This window comes from Pseudomonas sp. LP_7_YM (assembly GCF_004364435.1).
Taxonomy (GTDB): Bacteria; Pseudomonadota; Gammaproteobacteria; order Pseudomonadales; family Pseudomonadaceae; genus Aquipseudomonas.
Genome location: NZ_SOCT01000006.1, coordinates 55,382 through 73,845 on the forward strand (window position 1 = coordinate 55,382; position 18,464 = coordinate 73,845).

The 18,464-nt window shown below is 57.7% G+C and carries 18 protein-coding genes; 10 read left to right on the forward strand and 8 right to left on the reverse strand.

From position 1 onward, the window contains the following. The first annotated feature begins 51 nt into the window (after positions 1 to 51). From EC915_RS15805 to EC915_RS15830, 6 genes are all read left to right on the forward strand, one after another. Positions 52 to 732 (forward strand): ABC transporter ATP-binding protein, encoded by a 681-nt coding sequence (locus EC915_RS15805; protein WP_256658754.1) that lies wholly within the window; start codon positions 52 to 54, stop codon positions 730 to 732. Further along, on the forward strand, positions 686 to 1,921 hold the full coding sequence (locus tag EC915_RS15810) for an ABC transporter permease (RefSeq protein ID WP_256658749.1): 1,236 nt from the start codon (positions 686 to 688) through the stop codon (positions 1,919 to 1,921). Before EC915_RS15805 ends, EC915_RS15810 begins: the two co-directional genes overlap by 47 nt. Next, positions 1,914 to 3,395, forward strand: coding sequence for a TolC family protein (locus EC915_RS15815; protein ID WP_133751473.1), 1,482 nt, complete (start codon positions 1,914 to 1,916; stop codon positions 3,393 to 3,395). The genes EC915_RS15810 and EC915_RS15815 overlap by 8 nt, the downstream gene beginning before the upstream one ends. Further along, complete coding sequence (locus EC915_RS15820; RefSeq protein WP_133751474.1) at positions 3,388 to 4,641, forward strand: efflux RND transporter periplasmic adaptor subunit; 1,254 nt, start codon at positions 3,388 to 3,390, stop codon at positions 4,639 to 4,641. The genes EC915_RS15815 and EC915_RS15820 overlap by 8 nt, the downstream gene beginning before the upstream one ends. Before the next feature lie 145 nt (positions 4,642 to 4,786). Next, the gene (locus EC915_RS15825) at positions 4,787 to 5,245 is read left to right on the forward strand and encodes a hypothetical protein (RefSeq protein WP_133751475.1); all 459 of its coding nucleotides are present in this window, start codon (positions 4,787 to 4,789) and stop codon (positions 5,243 to 5,245) included. 158 nt (positions 5,246 to 5,403) lie between these two features. Beyond that, positions 5,404 to 5,784, forward strand: coding sequence for a hypothetical protein (locus EC915_RS15830; protein WP_133751476.1), 381 nt, complete (start codon positions 5,404 to 5,406; stop codon positions 5,782 to 5,784). Between the two features lie 58 nt (positions 5,785 to 5,842). Here EC915_RS15830 and EC915_RS15835 read toward each other — a convergent pair whose 3' ends face one another. Continuing rightward, entirely contained in the window at positions 5,843 to 6,370 is a 528-nt protein-coding gene (locus tag EC915_RS15835) for a hypothetical protein (protein WP_133751477.1), read from the reverse strand. Between the two features lie 453 nt (positions 6,371 to 6,823). On the opposite strand from EC915_RS15835, the gene EC915_RS15840 reads away from it, so the two are divergent. Beyond that, positions 6,824 to 8,236 (forward strand): amino acid permease, encoded by a 1,413-nt coding sequence (locus EC915_RS15840; RefSeq protein ID WP_133751478.1) that lies wholly within the window; start codon positions 6,824 to 6,826, stop codon positions 8,234 to 8,236. 218 nt (positions 8,237 to 8,454) lie between these two features. Next, positions 8,455 to 8,868 (forward strand): alternative ribosome rescue aminoacyl-tRNA hydrolase ArfB, encoded by a 414-nt coding sequence (gene arfB, locus EC915_RS15845; protein WP_133751479.1) that lies wholly within the window; start codon positions 8,455 to 8,457, stop codon positions 8,866 to 8,868. A 22-nt stretch (positions 8,869 to 8,890) separates the two neighbouring features. On the opposite strand, the gene EC915_RS15850 is transcribed toward arfB, so the two are convergent. From EC915_RS15850 to phhA, 6 genes are all read right to left on the reverse strand, one after another. Then, positions 8,891 to 10,120 carry an MFS transporter gene (locus EC915_RS15850; protein WP_133751480.1) on the reverse strand — a complete coding sequence of 410 codons (1,230 nt, stop codon included), beginning with the start codon at positions 10,118 to 10,120 and terminating at the stop codon, positions 8,891 to 8,893. 174 nt (positions 10,121 to 10,294) lie between these two features. After that, positions 10,295 to 10,474 (reverse strand): hypothetical protein, encoded by a 180-nt coding sequence (locus tag EC915_RS15855; RefSeq protein ID WP_133751481.1) that lies wholly within the window; start codon positions 10,472 to 10,474, stop codon positions 10,295 to 10,297. 80 nt (positions 10,475 to 10,554) lie between these two features. Next, positions 10,555 to 10,692: a hypothetical protein gene (locus EC915_RS24850; protein WP_166651001.1), complete on the reverse strand. Its 138-nt coding sequence runs from the start codon at positions 10,690 to 10,692 to the stop codon at positions 10,555 to 10,557. A gap of 224 nt (positions 10,693 to 10,916) precedes the next feature. Then, positions 10,917 to 12,113, reverse strand: a complete 1,197-nt coding sequence (locus EC915_RS15860; protein WP_133751482.1) for an amino acid aminotransferase — start codon at positions 12,111 to 12,113, stop codon at positions 10,917 to 10,919. Next, positions 12,114 to 12,485: a 4a-hydroxytetrahydrobiopterin dehydratase gene (locus tag EC915_RS15865; protein WP_133751483.1), complete on the reverse strand. Its 372-nt coding sequence runs from the start codon at positions 12,483 to 12,485 to the stop codon at positions 12,114 to 12,116. A 15-nt stretch (positions 12,486 to 12,500) separates the two neighbouring features. Next, positions 12,501 to 13,304: a phenylalanine 4-monooxygenase gene (gene phhA / locus EC915_RS15870; RefSeq protein WP_133751484.1), complete on the reverse strand. Its 804-nt coding sequence runs from the start codon at positions 13,302 to 13,304 to the stop codon at positions 12,501 to 12,503. 283 nt (positions 13,305 to 13,587) lie between these two features. On the opposite strand from phhA, the gene EC915_RS15875 reads away from it, so the two are divergent. After that, positions 13,588 to 15,144: a sigma-54-dependent transcriptional regulator gene (locus EC915_RS15875; RefSeq protein ID WP_133751485.1), complete on the forward strand. Its 1,557-nt coding sequence runs from the start codon at positions 13,588 to 13,590 to the stop codon at positions 15,142 to 15,144. A 125-nt stretch (positions 15,145 to 15,269) separates the two neighbouring features. Here the strand turns inward: EC915_RS15875 and EC915_RS15880 are convergent, their stop codons facing one another. Next, complete coding sequence (locus EC915_RS15880; protein WP_133751486.1) at positions 15,270 to 15,536, reverse strand: DUF2790 domain-containing protein; 267 nt, start codon at positions 15,534 to 15,536, stop codon at positions 15,270 to 15,272. Positions 15,537 to 15,988: 452 nt separating this feature from the next. Here EC915_RS15880 and acs point away from each other — a divergent pair, with 452 nt between their 5' ends. After that, complete coding sequence (gene acs, locus EC915_RS15885; protein ID WP_133751487.1) at positions 15,989 to 17,944, forward strand: acetate--CoA ligase; 1,956 nt, start codon at positions 15,989 to 15,991, stop codon at positions 17,942 to 17,944. Positions 17,945 to 18,464 lie beyond the last annotated feature (520 nt).

Consider the following 18,464-nt stretch of genomic DNA (forward strand, 5'->3'; position numbering starts at 1 on the left):
GCGCAAATCACGTGCTCAAATCGGCATCCCGCACCCGCCCATGATGAGTTCATCGTGCTGCAGGGCATTTGTCATGACTATCAGACGGCAGGCGCATCTCACCGCGTTCTGCATAACGTTTCGCTCGTGATCGTGCGAGGACGCAGTTACGCCATCACCGGTGCGTCTGGTTCGGGCAAAAGTACGCTGCTCAATATTCTCGGTTTGCTGGATCAACCCTCTTCAGGGCGGTTCATGCTCGAAGGACTCGATGTACAGGCGTCAACATCGGACCAGCGTGCGGGCCTGCGTAACCGCTGCATCGGGTTCGTGTTTCAAAGTTTCAATTTGCTGCCACGGCTCAGTGCACTGGATAACGTTGCGTTGCCGCTCCTCTACCGGGGTGTTTCGCGCACGCAAGCGCGCCTGCGTGCCGGTCGGCAGCTGCAACGTGTCGGGCTTGGCGAGCGGGCACTCAATCGTCCGGCCGACTTGTCCGGTGGCCAGCGCCAACGTGTGGCCATTGCTCGAGCATTGGTCGGTGAACCGGCGCTGATTCTGGCGGACGAACCCACCGGCAACCTTGATGACGGTACCGCAGCCGACATCATGAACCTGCTACTGACGCTGAATCGCAACGATGGCGTGACGTTGGTCATGGTGACGCACGACAGCGGCCTGGCCCGATGCCTGGACCAGCGTCTGCATGTTCAAGACGGTCACATTCTGGCGCGAGACGCTCGGCATGCCTGAAATGAGGTCCAACGCTCAGAGCATGACGCTGCGTCAGCACCTGGATGAGTCGCTGGGCAGCCTGCGCCTGTTGGGACGACGCTCGTTGCTTGCATTGCTGGGTATTGCCGTGGGATGTGCGGCCGTCGTTGCGCTGCTGAACATTGGGCAGGCGGCTGCCAACCAAGCCATCGCCGCCTTCGAAGGGCTGGGCGTCAATACATTGGTGGTGTCGTTTCCCCCAGCGCCGGACGGCACCCGGTCGGTACCTGCGGCGCTCGACACGGCTGCGCTGAAAAACCGGCTCCCAGGCATCACGTACGCCGCTCCCTTGATCGTGTATTCATCCCAGCTCAGCCACGCCGGACGCAGGTCCGATGCTTACATCATCGGCACCACCGCTGAGCTGTTGAATATTCTGGGTTTGGACATGGAGGCCGGTCGATTTCTTGCATTTTTTGATCGGGCTTCGACCCATGCCGTAGTGGGCGCCAGCATTGCTAAAAAACTGAATATTCATGTGGGCAGCCGGCTGCAGGCTGAACGCTACGTCCTTGACGTCATCGGCATTCTGACGGCCCAGCCGCTCAATCCATTGGTGGCAATGGCGCCCGACGAGTCGGTGCTGATCCCCATTGAAGGGGCGCGCCGGTTCCAACCTGCGCCGCAGCTGACCAGCCTTCTTGCATGGGGAAGCGACAGGTCGACACTTTCGGCCACGGCGACCACCTTGAAACAGTATCTGCAAGCGGTGCTCAACGGACGCGAGGCTGATGTTCAGATCCCCCTGCACTTGCTGGATGGCCTAAACCGGCAAGCCAGTACCTTTTCCTGGCTGCTCGCGGGGCTGGGTGGCATATCGCTGCTGGTCGGCGGCGTTGGCGTGATGAACGTGATGCTGATGAACGTGGCGCAGCGCCGCCGTGAAATCGGCGTGCGCATGGCGCTGGGTGCCCGGGCTTCGGACATCAGAAATCTGTTTTTGGGCGAGGCAGCGGTGCTGTCGTGTGCAGGGGCGCTGGTCGGCGCGGTCTGCGGCCTGATCGCCACCTGGGTATTTGTGAAGGCGTCTGGCTGGGCCTTCAGTGTGTCGCCGCTGTCGCTGCCTTTGGGTGTTTTCGGCTCACTGATCATCGGCCTGTTTTTCGGCCTGCAGCCTGCGTTGGCAGCGGCGCGGATGTTACCGATACAGGCGCTGCGTGATGACTGATTATCGAAGCATCACCACACGACTGGTGTCGCTGTACCTGTTCAGCTGTTCCGGCGTGGGTCAGGCCGCACCGCTCGCACCGTCACAGGCTTACATGCCGGCACGAACGATCTCTTTGGTCGGCGAGACCCTTGGCTTGACCCTGAGCGATGCTATTTATCTGGGCCTGCGCGACAACCGATCGATCCGCAGCGTGTACCTGGAGCGTATTGCGCAGAAATTCGATCTGCGGGTTGAAGAGGATCGCTTTACGCCCAAGCTGACGCTCAGCGGCCGACAAGTCGCCTATCGCAACCAGAACGACCGCTATCGCCAGGCTGAAGTACTGCCGCAGACCACTTGGCAGACCGAAACGGGAGCACGCTTCAGCATGGCCTGGAGCAACCAGTTGTCGGTCGCCGATGGTGCCGGTCGTGCCCGCAATGATGGCGCGACCTTCAGCGTCATTCAGCCCCTGTTACGTGGCGCGGGCCGGGAAGTGAGCACCGCGCCCTTGCGCCTGGCCCGCCTGAGCGAGCACATCAACACGCTGAATCTCAAAGCCACCGTCTCGGACGCGATCACGCAGATCATCCTTGCCTACCGGGAATTGTTACGCGCCCAGGCGCAACTACAGATCGTCAATGACGCCCTTGCGCGATCACGCCATTTGCTGGAAGCCAACCAGGCGATGATTGCTGCGGGCCGGATGGCGACATTTGAACAGGTGCAAACCCAAGCCGATGTCGCCAGCCAGGAGCTCGCCGTGGAGCAGTCCATCAACCAACTGGATGCTGCTCGCCTTGACCTGTTGCATCTGCTGGCGCTGAACCTGAACACATCGCTGCGAGCCATCGACACCCTGGCGCCTCAACGAATCGACATCACGCTGGCGCAAGCACTGGACGCGGCGCGGGAGCAGCAGCCAACCTACTTGATGCAGCTGATCGCCCGTGAGCAGGCAGATATAAATCTTGTGCTTGCGGACAATGAACAGCAATGGGATGTCTCCTTGATCGCAGGCGCCACCCAGGTCCGAGACCGATACAGGCACGCGGGCGAGCGACAGACCGACCGCCGTTGGGAAGGCTATGCCGGTGTTCAGATCGACATTCCGATCAATGACCTGTCGCGCCGCCAAGCCAAAGTGCGCGCTCAGGTACAGGTCGCCAATCAGCTCATCCGCATGGCCGACAGTCGTCAGCTGTTGGAGCGAGACGTTGAAAATGCGGTACGGGATTTAAACGCGCGCTGGCGTCAGTACGAAATCGCTGAGCGAGCCCGAGATCTTTCACGGCGCAAACTGGACATCGAGCGCCAGAAGCTTACGGCGGGGCGTTCCAGCAACTTTCAGGTGATCAGTTTCGAAGCCGACTTGCGCGGGGCCGAAAGCACTCGGCTGGACGCCCTCATCGCGTATTTCAACGCCCAGAGCACACTGGACCAAAACCTCGGCACGACCCTGGAAAGTTGGGGCATCGAACTCAATGACTGAGCGTTCGAAAGTCCGTGGCCTGATAATCGGGTTGGCATCGGCAGTGGCGATTGCCGCAATGCTGGCCGCTACAGGGGGGTTCAACGCCTCTGTAGCGGTCGATCAGGGGCATTGGTTACTTGTGCAGCCACAGGTGCTGGAAAGTCAGCTTGGGCTGGTGGGACGTATCGAAGCGGCCAACAAGGTGACACTGTCCGCACCGTTTGAAGGGCGCGTACAGCAACTGACCGCGAGTGAAGGCCAACAGGTGGAACGATCCAGTCAGTTACTCGTTCTGGACACCACCCAACTGGACATTCAGGTACGCCAGGCGTCGGCTGAACTGCTCAAAGCTCGACGCACGGTCAAAGAGATACGGGACTGGAGCAACAGCGATGAGGTGGCGCGCGCACGGCGCACCCTGGCCAATGCCGAACTCAATCTTAATGACAGCCAGGCCAGACTGAGCGATTCCCGCCGCTTGTTGGCAAGTGGCATCGTCGCGCGTATGGAAGTTGAGGCCCAGGAACAGCAAGTCAAATTGCAGCAACTGGACCTGGCTGCTGCAAAGATCGAGTTACGTGCGGCCCATTCAAGAGGCGATAACGAAAATCGGCAAATCGCCGAGATGGAACTGGCCAATGCTCAGGCACGCCATGACAGCCTCTTGGCCCAGCGGGCCCAACGTGAACTTCATGCGCCGTTTACCGGCGTCATATTGCGTCCACATAAAGGCGATGGACCCGACAGTGCGCCTGTCATTCAGATTGGGCGGCATGTGCCTCAAGGTCTCCCGTTGTTCGAACTGGTCAGCCTGGAACATATAAACGCTATTACCCGGATTGAAGAAGTCGATCTTCATCAGATACATGCAGGCATGCCTGTTCAGATTACCGGAGACGGCTTCGACGGGCTTACGTTGCAAGGTCATGTCAGTTTCATCGGCGCTCAGTCGTTGGCATCGCAGACCGCCGGCGGTGGTTATTACAAGGTCATTGTTTCCATCGACAGCCTGACTGCCGAGCAGCAACCGCGAGTACGGCTGGGCATGAGTGCGCGCTTGGCGCTGACTACCTATCACAACGACAGCGGCCTGGCCTTGCCCGCCGAGGCATTGAATCAGGATGCCCACGGCGTTTATGTCATTTACCGGCCTACTGCGGATGGGCCAGCGCGACGTGTTCCGGTCACTCTGGGCAAGGCGGTGCCGCAGGGCGTGGAAGTCATTGGTCTGCAGCCGGGATATGTAAGTACAACCGCGCGCTAGTTGTTCTGAGTGCGCTGCGCAATAAATCTGCACCACGTGGATTTCTCAAATTCGCGATCCCGGCCTTATTGCGCCAGGACTGCGTACTCGGCAATGCGGCCTCGGTTCGTCATTGCATTAAACGCTAAACAAGGAAGGTATGGTTATGGATGCTCGTAAGTCACTGTTTGCTACGTTGGCAATAGCTGCATGTTTTGCAACAGGTGCTGTTTATGCTGGACCTGCTGTTACCGTCACATTTAAACATGTGGGGTCAGCCGATTCGGATGAGGCCAAGTACATCATTACCAATTCAAATGAAACCAGTACCAATATGAATGCCAGTCCCAAACCGGATACAACTGTTGACGCCGGTGCACGCGATTCCTACAGAGTTCAAAGCAATATTTCTCCGGATATGAACTATGCGTCTGTGCGCTACACCATAGGCAGCAAGACCTGCGCGTTCAGTACCACGTACTCGAACACGATTGGCGCTGGCGGGGTCAAGGTTCCCAAGTGGAACAAGAGCGCAACACCCAGCGGCGGCGCTACCTGCACGGCAACCATTACCTCGACCAACTTCAGCACCCATGAATGGGCTGTTCAGTTCACCATGAAATAAGCGCATGACCAGCACAGCCTGCCCGCCATTGTGGGGACAAGGCTGTGTTCGGTGTTCCAGCCGACAGTGCCGGTCATGCATGAATGCATTACCTGAAACCATGCGCTTGCCCGGCGCTTTGAATGCATCCCTGTTTAATTCGTTATTGGAATCATTAAATGAAACGTTTACTGGCAGTATCTATTATTTCGCTTGCGGCGTTGTCTTTTGAGGCTTGCGCTCTATGTTTGAATATTACGTCCCGATACAGCGGCACCATGGCAGCCAACTCGGAAATTGTCGCGTACGGTCCTTTCACCATCAACGATGCGAATGGATGCCCTAACGCGAACATTACCGCATCCGTTTCTGCTGTTGGCGGGGGTAGATCTCCTAAGCTCTACATCGAGCGTCAATTAGGCTCCAGCTGGGTTCAAGTAGCCGGTGATACGGGTAATAATGCCTCGTACCTCGGCCCGCTCGGTACTTATCGTGTTCGCCAGGAGAATACCGAAGCTATGCCGGTAACCTACTCGGGTTCTACAGGATACGGCCGGTAGTTACCCTTTGGATGGTGCGCCAGGGTTGCCCTTGGCGCATCAGTTGACTCAGCAGTCTTCACGCTTTTTCGTGCACCGCAAGCGTACTGTTACCCGAGTTGGCAAAATACGCCAAGGCACTGATCGCTTGATTTGCGCCAATCAATCCTTGTCTGGCGACTATTGCTGAGTCCTGATTGGCATATTGAGGGTATTCATTATTATAGGCGGTGTTGTCTGCAAGCATTTCGTTAAACATTGCAATAGCGTTAAATTTTTTATCTGTGTCAGTTTGCTCTCCGTTAACGTCGAAAGCCCTATCTCCACCGATGAAGGACGAAAAAACGTTATCGTCTATCAAGCCATTCTTATATAATTCAGCGCCGACCTTTTTCAATTCATCAGTGCTGATGTTCGTCATGTCGTAGCTTTTCAAAAAGTCTTTCAGGTCGTTAATTTTGCTTTGATCATTGAGCTTTAACGTCTGAGCTGCTTTCGATTCTGAGGTGATTGTGAATTCCGTTTCAACCTGGTTAGGGTTTTTTATCTGATATGCATTGGCTTGTTTGGTCAAACGCATTTCTGCAGCGGTCAGCAAAACAGACATTTGAATGTCCTCCATGATTTTAACGTGCTTGTTTCGGTTATTTATTGGCTTTGTTGGACTTTCTCTCTACCTCAACTGCCTCGGCAATTTTAGTGCTATTGAATGCAATGTCCAGCTTACGCATTAAGTAAGTGCGCGATCCGTACAGTTTTCCCGGGAATAGAGAACAGACTCTCCACGTTTCGAGGCGGGTAGCAGGCTTCTAAGTTGTAAGTATTTGCAAACTCTGCTCATTCGATAACTCTCTGCCTGATCGAGCCCGCAGGTTTTCTCGGTCATCTGCGTACGTGACGGTGTACAATGCGCCGCGTTTTTTCTGTGATCCATCGGCGTATGGACGCCACAAAAAACTCGGGGTTATCCACTCCGTTTCACTCCGCCGCGTCATGAGCGCGTCGGGTTCGATTCCGTCACAGACAAGAACAAAAAGGTGACTATCCAGTGAGTGAACACATGTCCCATTCAGGAGACTTGAAGCGTGGTCTCAAAAACCGTCATATCCAGCTGATCGCCCTTGGCGGCGCCATCGGCACCGGCCTGTTCCTGGGCTCGGCGGGGGTTCTCAAATCGGCGGGTCCGTCGATGATTCTTGGCTACGCCCTGTGCGGCTTCATTGCCTTCATGATCATGCGCCAGCTGGGCGAGATGATCGTTGAAGAACCGGTGGCCGGGTCCTTCAGCCACTTTGCACATAAATACTGGGGCGGGTTTGCGGGCTTTCTGTCCGGCTGGAACTGCTGGGTGCTGTACATCCTGGTGGGCATGTCGGAGCTGACCGCAGTCGGCAAATACATCCAGTACTGGTGGCCGGAAATCCCGGCGTGGGCATCGGCAGCGGTGTTCTTCGTGATGATCAACGTCATCAACCTGGCCAATGTCAAAGTCTTCGGCGAGGCTGAGTTCTGGTTCGCGATCATTAAGGTCGTAGCCATTCTGGGCATGATCGCGCTGGGCAGCTATCTGCTGGTCAGTGGCAACGGCGGACCTCATGCGTCGGTGAGTAACCTGTGGTCCCACGGCGGCTTCTTCCCTAACGGGGTGAGCGGTCTGGTGATGGCGCTGGCGTTCATCATGTTCTCCTTCGGCGGCCTGGAAATGCTCGGGTTCACCGCAGCCGAAGCCGACCAGCCCAAGGTCATCATTCCCAAAGCGATCAATCAGGTGATCTACCGCATCCTGATTTTCTACATTGGTTCGCTGGTGGTGCTGCTGTCGCTGACCCCTTGGGATGCCCTGTTGGCCGATCTGAACGCCTCCGGCGATGCCTACAGCGGTAGTCCGTTCGTGCACGTATTCTCGATGCTGGGCAGTACCAGCGCCGCGCATATTCTCAACTTTGTAGTGCTGACGGCGGCGCTGTCGGTCTATAACAGCGGCACTTACTGCAATGCGCGGATGCTGTTTGGCATGGCCGAGCAGGGCGATGCACCACGTTCGCTGGCACGAGTCGATCGTCGTGGCGTGCCGGTGCGAGCCATTCTGCTGTCGGCAGCCGTGACGCTGATCGCCGTGCTGCTCAACTACCTGATGCCGCAAAATGCATTGGAGTTGCTGATGTCACTGGTGGTCGCGACGTTGGTCATCAACTGGGCCATGATCAGCTACTCGCACCTCAAGTTCCGTCAGCACATGGTACGTGAGGGCCTGCAACCGATGTTCAAAGCGTTGTGGTATCCGTATGGCAACTACCTGTGCCTGGCGTTCGTGGCGTTGATCCTGGCAATCATGCTGATGATTCCGGGGATTCAGGTATCGGTCTATGCGATCCCTGTCTGGCTGGCAGCGATGTGGGTGTTCTACCTGATCAAGAACAAGCGCCACGCCGACGCTGAATCAATGGCGCAACGCACCTCGATCATTAAATAGAGCGTCAGCGGCGTCTGATTTTCAGTGCGCCGCTGAACCTGTGGAAGCGAATTCATTTTGGGCGGCGCTCCGACGAAACAACGGTGCAGTCGACACAGATCTGTTGTCTGTAGCGACGTCTGGCGAATGAATTCGCTCCTACTGCTATCTGTCGTCAGACCAGACGATCTTGCGGGCAATGTCCGCGGTAGTGGTCACTTTCCAACCTGAGTCCCCGCATGCTGATCATCTCCAACAACGTTCATCTGCCTGACAGCGAAGTCGAACTGACCGCTATTCGTGCCCAGGGGGCGGGCGGCCAGAACGTTAACAAAGTGTCCAGTGCGGTGCATCTGCGTTTCGACATCAATGCCTCTTCACTGCCGCCGTTCTATAAGGAACGGCTACTGGCGCTGCGTGACAGTCGAATCACCGGCGAGGGGGTGATCATTCTCAAGGCCCAGCAGTACCGCACGCAGGAGCACAATCGTGCCGATGCACTGGAGCGCTTGAGCGAGCTGATCATCAGTGCTGCGAAGGTGGAGAAGAAGCGTCGGCCTACCAAACCGACGCTGGGCTCCAAGACCCGCAGACTGGAATCCAAGTCCAAGCGCGGCTCGATCAAGGCGGGGCGGGGAAGGGTGGATTTCTAAAGAGCGCCCTGCGCAGGCGCGGCTACAACCCTGTCACCTTGTCCCGCGTCACCTTGGCCTGCTTGTACAGGTACACGCTTAGCCCCAGCCCTGCCAGAGAGGCCAGCGCCGCGAACAGGAAGATCGAGGCGAAGCCAAAGCCTGACGCTACAGCGCCCGCCACGGGGCCTGTAATGCCCAGCGACAAGTCGATGAACAACGAGTAGGCGCCCACTGCTGCACCACGGCTGGACGCGGGTACCAGATTCACTGCCTCGACGCCCAGCGCCGGGAATACCAGCGAGAAACCAAAGCCCGTCAGTGCGGCACCGGCCAGCGCCAGATCAGGCGTGGGTGCCAGCCACAACAGCAGTAGCCCCAGTGCTTCCACCGACAGACAGGCGATCGCCACGCGGAAGCCTCCGATGCGGTTGATCATATTGCCGAACAGCAGTCGCGCACCGATGAAGCAGGCGCCGAACAGGCTCAGGCACAGCACCGCGTTGGGCCAGCTGTGACTGGCGTAGTACAAGGTGATGAACGTCGCGATGGTGCCAAAGCCAATGGAGCCCAGCGCCAGTCCGGTTCCGTGGGGCAACACCCGCCCCAACACGTGCAGAAATGGCATGCGCTCGCCATGGACGATCGGAGCAGGCGTTTTTTCCCAGGCCAGGAAAATACCCAGGGCCGCCAGCAGCATGATGCTCACCCCCATGCTCCACAGCCCCAAGGCGTTGACCAGCACTGCACCCAGCGGCGCACCGATGGCCAGCGCGCCATAACTGGCAATGCCGTTCCAGGAAATCACCTTGGCCGTGTTCGCCGCCCCCACCCGGCCAATGCCCCAGCCGATGGAGCCTGAGCCCACAAGACTTTCCGCGCTGCCGAGCACCAGCCGTCCGATAAACAGGCTGACCAGGCTGACCATCGGCCAGGCATCGAGCCAGCCGGCCAATAGCATGAACACGCCGCTCAGGCCGCAGCCAAACAGGCCGATGATCACTGCCTTCTTCGGGCCTTTGTTATCGATGATGCGCCCGGCATAGGGGCGGCTGAGCAGCGTGGCCAGGTACTGGACGCTGATCACCAGACCCGCCGCCACGGCGCCGAAGCCCAGGTCGGTGTGGACGTAACCTGGCAACACGGCCAAGGGGATACCAATGTTCAGATAGCCGATGAAGGTGAACAGGACAATGGAAACGACCTGAAGCGTGACCGCCCTTGGCGATGGGTCGGCACTACGTTGAGTTGCGGCGCTCAAAGCGTCTGGCATGGGCATTGATCCACGATTACGACTGGGGAGGTGCAGCGGGACTGAAAATTGAAATGGAGCGTACACGTCTGATAATCAAGCGATGCCGCACATGATAACGGGCTTTCCCGTGCAGGGCAGCGAAGGTTGAATCAGCGTTGAATCAAACGCGATTTTTATCAGCCAGTCATTGGCTCAGTCAGCAGCGGGTGCCACGAGCTGCGTCGTGACCAGGGCGGCAAGGGCATTTTCCTGGGTACCGAAGCGCGCCAGTAATGCCTGTTGTTTTTCCGGGCTCAGGCGGGCCCAGATGTCGATCATTTTTTCGGCCGTGCCAATCAGCGCCTGGGCCTGGGTTTCAGTGAATTCGGTCATGGGTATCGGGTCTCGAAACGTTTCAGCCCTTATGGAAGTACGCCTGAAAGACGCTCTTGCATAGGGGCTGAAATCAGCCTTCAGCCTTGGCTTTGGGCCTTCTTGCTATCACCATCTTTGGCACCGGCGTTCATCCCGGTCGGCTGACCGAGTTCCTGACGGGCTGCTGCGCTTTGCTGGGTTTGGCTTGGGAAGGGGAAATTTGGGATTTCGTGCATAAGTCACTCCTCACAAGTTGCTGGTTTGAACAGCGCGTCCAAAAAACGCCAACGGAGGATACAGCACAACAAATGACAAACAGATTTTTTCTTGATGGCCGTTGGTCATGTAGTAGCCAATGAATTCCACAACCCACCGGGCGGGGCTGATTCCATTACCCTGCGCGAAAGCCCGTGGGAGCGAGCTTGCTCGCCAAGCAGGCTTACTCCCACAGGTCACACGTTCAGTCGTCGCAGACGGCCGCGAACGCTGCCGCCAGTGCATCGATGCGGGTAGCGTCGATACCCGCTACGTTTGCCCGGCCAGCGGCAACCATGTACACGCCGTACTCGTTGCGCAAGCGTACGACCTGATCGTCGCTCATGCCGGTGTAGGAGAACATGCCCCGTTGTGCCGCAATGTGTGCAAAGCGTTCGCCAAAGCCCAGCGGTGTCAGTGCATCTACCAGACCCTTGCGAAGTTGCGCGATGCGGCTACGCATTTGCTCGACTTCATCGGCCCATACGGCTTTGAGTTCGGGGTCACCGAGAATCTCGGCGACCACCGCTGCACCGTGATCCGGTGGGTTGGACCAAAGATTGCGAGCCGTCGCCGATAGCTGGCTGCGCACGTCCGCGAGCTTTTCGCTGGTCTGAGCGCACACCAGCAACGCGCCGGTGCGTTCGCGGTACAGGCCGAAGTTCTTCGAGCAGGAGCTGGTGATCAGCAGTTCAGGCAACTCGCTGGCGAACAGGCGAACGGCCCATGCGTCCTCTTCCAGGCCCTCTCCGAACCCCTGATAGGCGAAGTCGATCAGCGGCAGCAGGTTGCGACGTTTGACAATTTCCAGCACCTGATGCCAGTTCTCGTGACTGAGGTCGAAGCCGGTCGGGTTATGGCAACAGGCGTGCAGCAGCACCACGTCGCCTTGCGGTACGGTGTTCAGCGTTTCCAGCATGGCCGACACGTTTAGCCGGTTGTCGCTGCCCACATAGGGGTAGTGATTGACCCTGAGTCCCGCAGCGGCATAGATGGTTTCGTGAATCGGCCAGGTCGGATCGCTCAGCCAGATGCCTTTGCCCGGCAGGCAATTGGCGAAGAAATCAGCTGACAAACGCAGCGCGCCAGTGCCGCCTGGGGTCTGGGTGGCGCCCACGCGCTTTTGCTGAATCAGTGGCGAATCGGCGCCCATCACCAGGTCACAGATCAGCGTACCGAAACGCGGTTCGCCATGGCCGCCGATGTAGGCCTTGGTCGGCTGCGAATCCACCAGGCGCTGCTCGGCCAGCTTGACTGCGCGCGGAATGGTGGTCAGGCCCTGCGCGTCTTTATATACGCCCACGCCCAGGTCGAACTTGTTCGGGTTCGGGTCTTTGGCGTAGGCCTGGATCAAGCCCAGGATTGGATCGTCCGGTACGCGCTGAATCTGTGAAAAATGCATTTACTTGCGGCCCTCGGCGGCGTTGGCCACCTCGTTGGTGCGGGCGGCCATGATGAAGTCGTTGCGGTGCAGCCCTTTGATTGAGTGGCTCCACCAGGTCACGGTCACTTTGCCCCATTCGGTCAAAAGACCCGGGTGATGACCTTCGGCTTCGGCAATTTCGCCGACCGCGTTGGTAAATGCCAGTGCAAATTTGAAATTCTTGAACACAAAGACCTTTTCCAACTGCATCACGCCATCGCGAACCTCGATGTTCCAGTCCGGGATCTGGCGCAGCAGTTCCGGCAATTCGGCTTCGCTGACTTGCGGGGCGTCGGCGCGGCAGGCTACGCAATGGGCCTGACTCAGCGTATGGGAGTTGTGGGCGGTCATGAAAGATGTCCTTTTTCAGGCGACGTTTGTTTTGGTTGGCTGCTTTTTGGGCGCGAAGCGTGGGGCATGCAGGCCCATGCCGGTGGCCCGTTCGACCATGCCCATGATGTCTTCGTGGGCCAGGTTGAACAGGCGTTTAAGGTCCGGCAGCACGAAATACAGTGGCTGCAGAATGTCGATGCGGTAAGGCGTACGCATGGCTTCGACGGGATCGAAGGGTTGATGTTCCGGCGTCGACGACAGGCTGTAAACCGCCTCTTTTGGCGAGGAAAGAATGCCGCCGCCGTAGATCTTGCGGCCCTGTGGGGTTTCTACCAGTCCGAACTCGATGGTCATCCAGTAAAGGCGGGCAAGGTATATCCGCTGCTCTTTACTGGCTGCCAGACCTAGCTGGCCATAGGTGTGGGTAAATTGCGCAAACCAGGGGTTCGTCAGAAGCGGGCAGTGGCCGAAGACCTCGTGAAAGATGTCAGGTTCTTGCAGGTAGTCCAGCTCTTCCTCGGTGCGGATGAACGTAGCCACGGGGAATCGTTTGCTGGCCAGCAGTTCAAAAAAGGTTTGAAAGGGGATCAGCGCCGGAACCCGGGCTACCTGCCAGCCCGTGGTCGCCGCCAGCACGCGATTGATTTCGTCCAGTTGCGGAATTCGGTCGTGAGGCAGCTTCAACTGCTCGATACCGTCGAGGTATTCCTGACAGGCACGGCCTTCGATGACATTCATCTGGCGGGTGATCAAGGTATTCCACACACCATGTTCGGCGTCAGGGTAATGGATGAAACCGGTGGCGTCCGGCTCACGGGCAATGTATTGCGTGCTCATGCTGCTCTCCTGAATGGCTTGTTTTTATCTGGAGCAATGCGATGCGGGCTAATGACCTGCGTGTAGCTATTGATAACCGCTTTTCAATCCCTTCGTAGTAGAGCGAAGAACGTCACTGCAGCCTCCGTTTGCCTAAATCGTAAAGAATCCCTGACAGTCAAGCATTGATCGCGTCATGTTCTTCGATTCCGCGGGGCTATTAGTGCTTGCGCTGTAACGTAACCTTGACGGTAAACTTCGCGTCAGCCTAAAAAGCCTGCCTGTTCAGAAGAGTCCACTCGCCATGCGTATCAAGGTGCACTGTCAGAACCGCGTCGGAATCCTGCGCGACATCCTCCAATTGCTGGTTGCATACGGCGTCAATGTTTCCAGCGGCGAGGTCGGGGGTGAGCATGGTGATGCGATTTATTTGCGCTGTCCCAATCTCATCAATCTGCAATTTCAGTCGCTGGTCCCCAAATTCGCAACGATTCCTGGAGTCTTCGGCGTCAAGCGCGTGGGATTGATGCCGAGCGAGCGTCGGCATATGGAGCTGAACGCACTGCTGGGTGCGCTGGAATTCCCGGTATTGTCCATCGACATGAGCGGTGCGATCGTTGCTGCGAACAGAGCAGCGGCGCAGTTATTGGGCGTACGCGTCGATGAAGTGCCCGGGATGCCGCTGGCGCGCTACGTCGATGACTTTGACTTGCCGCAACTGGTGCGTGCCAATCGCTCGCGGATCAACGGTCTGAGGGTGAAGGTTAAGGGCGATGTCTTTCTCGCTGACATCGCGCCATTGCAGTCCGAGCACGAAGACAGCGAGGCCATGGCGGGTGCGGTGTTGACCCTGCATCGGGCCGACCGCGTCGGTGAGCACATCTATAACGTGCGCAAGCAGGAGCTGCGCGGCTTCGACAGCATATTCCAGAGCTCCCGAGTGATGGCAGCAGTGGTGCGTGAAGCCCGGCGCATGGCTCCGCTGGATGCACCGCTATTGATAGAAGGAGAAACCGGCACCGGTAAGGAGCTGCTGGCTCGCGCCTGTCACTTGGCCAGTCCGCGTGGTCAGTCGCCGCTGATGGCGCTCAATTGCGCCGGGTTGTCCGAATCCATGGCTGAGACCGAGCTGTTCGGTTACGGGCCGGGGGCGTTCGAAGGCGCACGGGTCGAGGGCAAGCTGGGGCTGCTGGAGTTGACCGCAGGCGGGACGCTGTTTCTCGATGGGGTGGCGGAAATGAGCGCGCGGTTGCAGGCCAAATTGCTGCGCTTTCTGCAAGAAGGCTGCTTTCGCCGGGTGGGCAGTGAAGAAGAGGTGTACCTGGATGTCAGGGTAATCTGTGCCACCCAGGTCGATCTGTCTGAGTTGTGCGCCCGTGGTGCGTTCCGTCAGGACCTCTACCACCGGCTGAATGTACTTTCCCTGCATATACCGCCGCTTCGGGAATGCCTCGACGGCCTGCAGCCTCTGGTTGAGCATTTTCTCGATCAGGCCAGTCGGCAGATTGGCTGCCCTTTGCCGCGCATTGCGCCCGCTGCGCTGGAGCGTCTGGCTCAATACCATTGGCCGGGTAACGTCCGGCAATTGGAAAACGTGCTGTTTCAGGCGGTTTCATTATGCGAGGGCGGGCTGGTCAAGGTTGAACACATCCGGCTGCCGGATTACGGCGTGCCGCAGCCATTTGGGAATTTTTCGCTGGAGGGCGGGTTGGACGATATTGTCGGGCGTTTCGAGAAAGCGGTTTTGGAACAGTTGTATTGCGGCCATCCCAGTAGTCGGCTATTGGGAAAACGGTTAGGTCTTTCTCATACGACAATTGCCAATAAGTTGAAACTTTATGGAGTAGGGCAAACGCGCTGATTGCTAGAGCGCGTTTGTCTGGCAGGACGCTGCCTGAGTTTCCATATCAACTGGCAGGTGCACGTTTGCTTGGCAAGTAACGCCTGCACATAAACGTGAGTTCAGACAGTGGGAACACTGCAGGCTTAGCCGTTACTGCATCCGTTGCCCATGACCATGTATTCCATGATGTGACGCTGACCCTGCGAGTCTTCGTACGTCATGTGTTCGGGTACGACGCGACACACATTGGGCACTTCATCCACCGAGATGACCTTGGCGATATCCGGCTTGCTCGCATACGTGTAGTGCTCGATGCGTTGTTGCTGGGCGGCCACTTTCGCGCCCGATTCTTCTGCCATTGCCATGGCGCTGAAACCACAAAGAGCCATTACAACCAGTGCAGCTTTCATTACATGTTTCCTCTCGGTTGCTTCGTCAACTCTGCTGAACGGGAATTCCGTTCGGCCGGGTGCGCAAAACCCTTCTGGGGTTCTGTGTGAAGCCAGGTGATAACCAGGTTAAGTTGCTGGATCGACAAGCCGGGGTGGGGGGCTTTGCGTTGTCAATCAGTTGCCGTGTTGGCGGAATGAATTCTATGCCCCTGTCTGGAAGTTATATAGAAACCATTTTGATAAAGACTGTTGAGCAATTGCGTAACAATCACTGAACAGGCTCGGTAGACCCTCTACTGATCGGGTTCTCTGGCCATGGCGTCTGGAGGGAAATTTGCGGCGACCCGGGTATTGCAGAGCTTTTCGGCGTTATGCTCAAGGCCGGTAAGACCATCGTCGAATGGCTTTCGGGGCCATCGGCAGATACAACAGGGTCATAAAACAACAACATTTTCACCGAGGTAAGAAAGATGAGCGCGGCTTCCCTGTACCCCGTCCGCCCTGAAGTGGCAGCAAATACGCTCACTGACGAGGCGACCTATAAGGCCATGTACCAGCAGTCGGTGGTCAACCCCGATGGCTTCTGGCGTGAGCAGGCCCAGCGCCTGGATTGGATCAAGCCTTTCACTACCGTCAAACAGACCTCCTTCGACGATCACCGGGTGGATATCAAGTGGTTTGCCGATGGCACCTTGAATGTTTCCTACAACTGTCTGGATCGTCATCTGGCCGAACGTGGCGATCAAATTGCAATCATCTGGGAAGGCGATGACCCTTCCGAAAGCCGCAACATCACCTACCGCCAACTGCATGAAGAAGTCTGCAAGTTCGCCAATGCCTTGCGCGGTCAGGATGTGCACCGTGGCGATGTCGTCACCCTCTATATGCCGATGATTCCGGAAGCCGTGGTCGCCATGCTGGCCTGCGCGCGTATCGGTGCGATCCACTCGGTGGTGTTCGGCGGCTTCTCACCGGAGGCTCTGGCCGGGCGCATCATCGATTGCAAATCGAAAGTGGTGATCACCGCTGACGAAGGCCTGCGTGGCGGCAAGCGTACTGCGCTCAAAGCGAACGTCGATAGGGCCCTGACCAACCCTGAAACCGGCAGCGTGCAGAAAGTCATCGTCTGCAAGCGTACCGGCGGTGACATCGAGTGGAACCGTCATCGCGACATCTGGTACCACGCCTTGCTCGAGGTGGCTTCCAGCACCTGCGCACCGAAAGAAATGGGGGCTGAAGAGTCGCTGTTCATCCTCTACACCTCGGGCTCGACCGGCAAGCCCAAGGGCGTGTTGCACACCACGGCAGGTTATCTGTTGTATGCCGCGCTGACCCATGAGCGTGTGTTCGACTACAAGCCGGGTGAGGTTTACTGGTGCACCGCTGACGTGGGCTGGGTGACCGGGCACAGCTACATTGTTTACGGCCCGCTGGCCAACGGTGCGACCACCTTGTTGTTCGAAGGTGTGCCGAATTACCCGGACATCACCCGCGTCTCGAAAATTGTCGATAAGCACAAGGTCAATATCCTCTACACCGCTCCGACTGCCATCCGCGCGATGATGGCTGAAGGCACCAAAGCGGTGGAAGGTGCGGACGGCTCGAGCCTGCGCCTGCTGGGTTCGGTGGGTGAGCCGATCAACCCGGAAGCCTGGAACTGGTACTACAACACCGTGGGCAAGCAGAAATGCCCGATCGTCGATACTTGGTGGCAGACCGAAACCGGCGGCATTCTCATCAGCCCGCTGCCAGGCGCAACGGCCCTGAAGCCGGGCTCGGCAACGCGTCCCTTCTTTGGCGTCATCCCGGCGCTGGTGGATAACCTCGGCAACCTGATCGAGGGGGCAGCCGAAGGCAATCTGGTGATTCTCGATTCCTGGCCGGGTCAGTCGCGCAGTCTTTATGGCGACCATGACCGCTTCGTTGACACCTACTTCAAGACTTTCCGCGGCATGTACTTCACCGGTGACGGTGCTCGCCGCGACGAGGACGGCTATTACTGGATCACCGGCCGGGTGGACGATGTGCTCAACGTTTCAGGCCACCGCATGGGAACCGCTGAAATCGAAAGCGCGATGGTCGCTCATCCCAAGGTCGCCGAAGCGGCGGTGGTCGGTGTGCCGCACGATCTGAAAGGGCAGGGCATCTATGTATTCGTGACACTCAATGGGGGCGAGGTGCCGGACGAAGCGCTGCGCATCGAACTGCGTAGCTGGGTGCGCAAGGAGATTGGCCCAATCGCCTCGCCAGACGTGATTCAGTGGGCACCGGGCCTGCCGAAAACCCGTTCGGGCAAGATCATGCGTCGTATCCTGCGCAAGATCGCCACCGGCGAATACGATGCTCTGGGCGATATTTCGACCCTGGCCGATCCAGGTGTCGTCGCCCATCTGGTCGAGACCCACAAGACCATGAATGTCGCCTGACGCTCGCGTGATCAAAAGCGCCCCCTTGGTGAAAGCCTGGCGGGGCTTTTTTCAGCTTCCTGCGAATCGCTGAGGAAGCGAATTCATTCGCGATCAATCTATAAAGCGCCAGAAATACATCTGGTTCAATGTCGCTCTCGTGAATCAACTCGCCTGCGCAGGACGGGCAGCGCTGTGTCGAGATCTTCCGCCCCTGCTCATGCCTGTAGGCGCTGCTGGAGGTTACGACAGTGGCGCAATCTGTATGTCAGGAAGATCGCTTTCGCGGCTGTCTGGCCTTCCGATAGCTGCTGCAGAGACTGCGGTGCATGAGAAAACCGAGATATATATCGATTTGTTACCGCCTGCCCACGCCCTGTAACCTTGCGCCCCGCTGTGGGGCGTTTCAACCCGAAATGCGTGCATGTCATCGCCCGAAACCCACCGCCTGGCACGCTGGACTTGCCGGATTAGAAGGCTTTGCCAATAATGGGCGCGTTATTTGCTTTGTTGATGGGTTTGCCGCTACTGGTTCGGGCAT

Excerpts from the sequence above, each read along its gene's own strand:
- EC915_RS15830 (WP_133751476.1), top strand. The coding sequence starts at position 5,404 with ATGAAACGTTTACTGGCAGTATCTATTATTTCGCTTGCGGCGTTGTCT.
- arfB (WP_133751479.1), top strand. The coding sequence starts at position 8,455 with ATGCTGATCATCTCCAACAACGTTCATCTGCCTGACAGCGAAGTCGAA.
- EC915_RS15815 (WP_133751473.1), top strand. The coding sequence starts at position 1,914 with ATGACTGATTATCGAAGCATCACCACACGACTGGTGTCGCTGTACCTG.
- EC915_RS15820 (WP_133751474.1), top strand. The coding sequence starts at position 3,388 with ATGACTGAGCGTTCGAAAGTCCGTGGCCTGATAATCGGGTTGGCATCG.
- EC915_RS15850 (WP_133751480.1), bottom strand. The coding sequence starts at position 10,120 with ATGCCAGACGCTTTGAGCGCCGCAACTCAACGTAGTGCCGACCCATCG.
- EC915_RS15840 (WP_133751478.1), top strand. The coding sequence starts at position 6,824 with ATGTCCCATTCAGGAGACTTGAAGCGTGGTCTCAAAAACCGTCATATC.
- EC915_RS15880 (WP_133751486.1), bottom strand. The coding sequence starts at position 15,536 with ATGAAAGCTGCACTGGTTGTAATGGCTCTTTGTGGTTTCAGCGCCATG.
- EC915_RS15810 (WP_256658749.1), top strand. The coding sequence starts at position 686 with ATGTTCAAGACGGTCACATTCTGGCGCGAGACGCTCGGCATGCCTGAA.
- EC915_RS24850 (WP_166651001.1), bottom strand. The coding sequence starts at position 10,692 with ATGCACGAAATCCCAAATTTCCCCTTCCCAAGCCAAACCCAGCAAAGC.
- EC915_RS15835 (WP_133751477.1), bottom strand. The coding sequence starts at position 6,370 with ATGTCTGTTTTGCTGACCGCTGCAGAAATGCGTTTGACCAAACAAGCC.
- EC915_RS15865 (WP_133751483.1), bottom strand. The coding sequence starts at position 12,485 with ATGACCGCCCACAACTCCCATACGCTGAGTCAGGCCCATTGCGTAGCC.
- EC915_RS15825 (WP_133751475.1), top strand. The coding sequence starts at position 4,787 with ATGGATGCTCGTAAGTCACTGTTTGCTACGTTGGCAATAGCTGCATGT.
- acs (WP_133751487.1), top strand. The coding sequence starts at position 15,989 with ATGAGCGCGGCTTCCCTGTACCCCGTCCGCCCTGAAGTGGCAGCAAAT.
- EC915_RS15860 (WP_133751482.1), bottom strand. The coding sequence starts at position 12,113 with ATGCATTTTTCACAGATTCAGCGCGTACCGGACGATCCAATCCTGGGC.
- EC915_RS15875 (WP_133751485.1), top strand. The coding sequence starts at position 13,588 with ATGCGTATCAAGGTGCACTGTCAGAACCGCGTCGGAATCCTGCGCGAC.
- EC915_RS15855 (WP_133751481.1), bottom strand. The coding sequence starts at position 10,474 with ATGACCGAATTCACTGAAACCCAGGCCCAGGCGCTGATTGGCACGGCC.
- phhA (WP_133751484.1), bottom strand. The coding sequence starts at position 13,304 with ATGAGCACGCAATACATTGCCCGTGAGCCGGACGCCACCGGTTTCATC.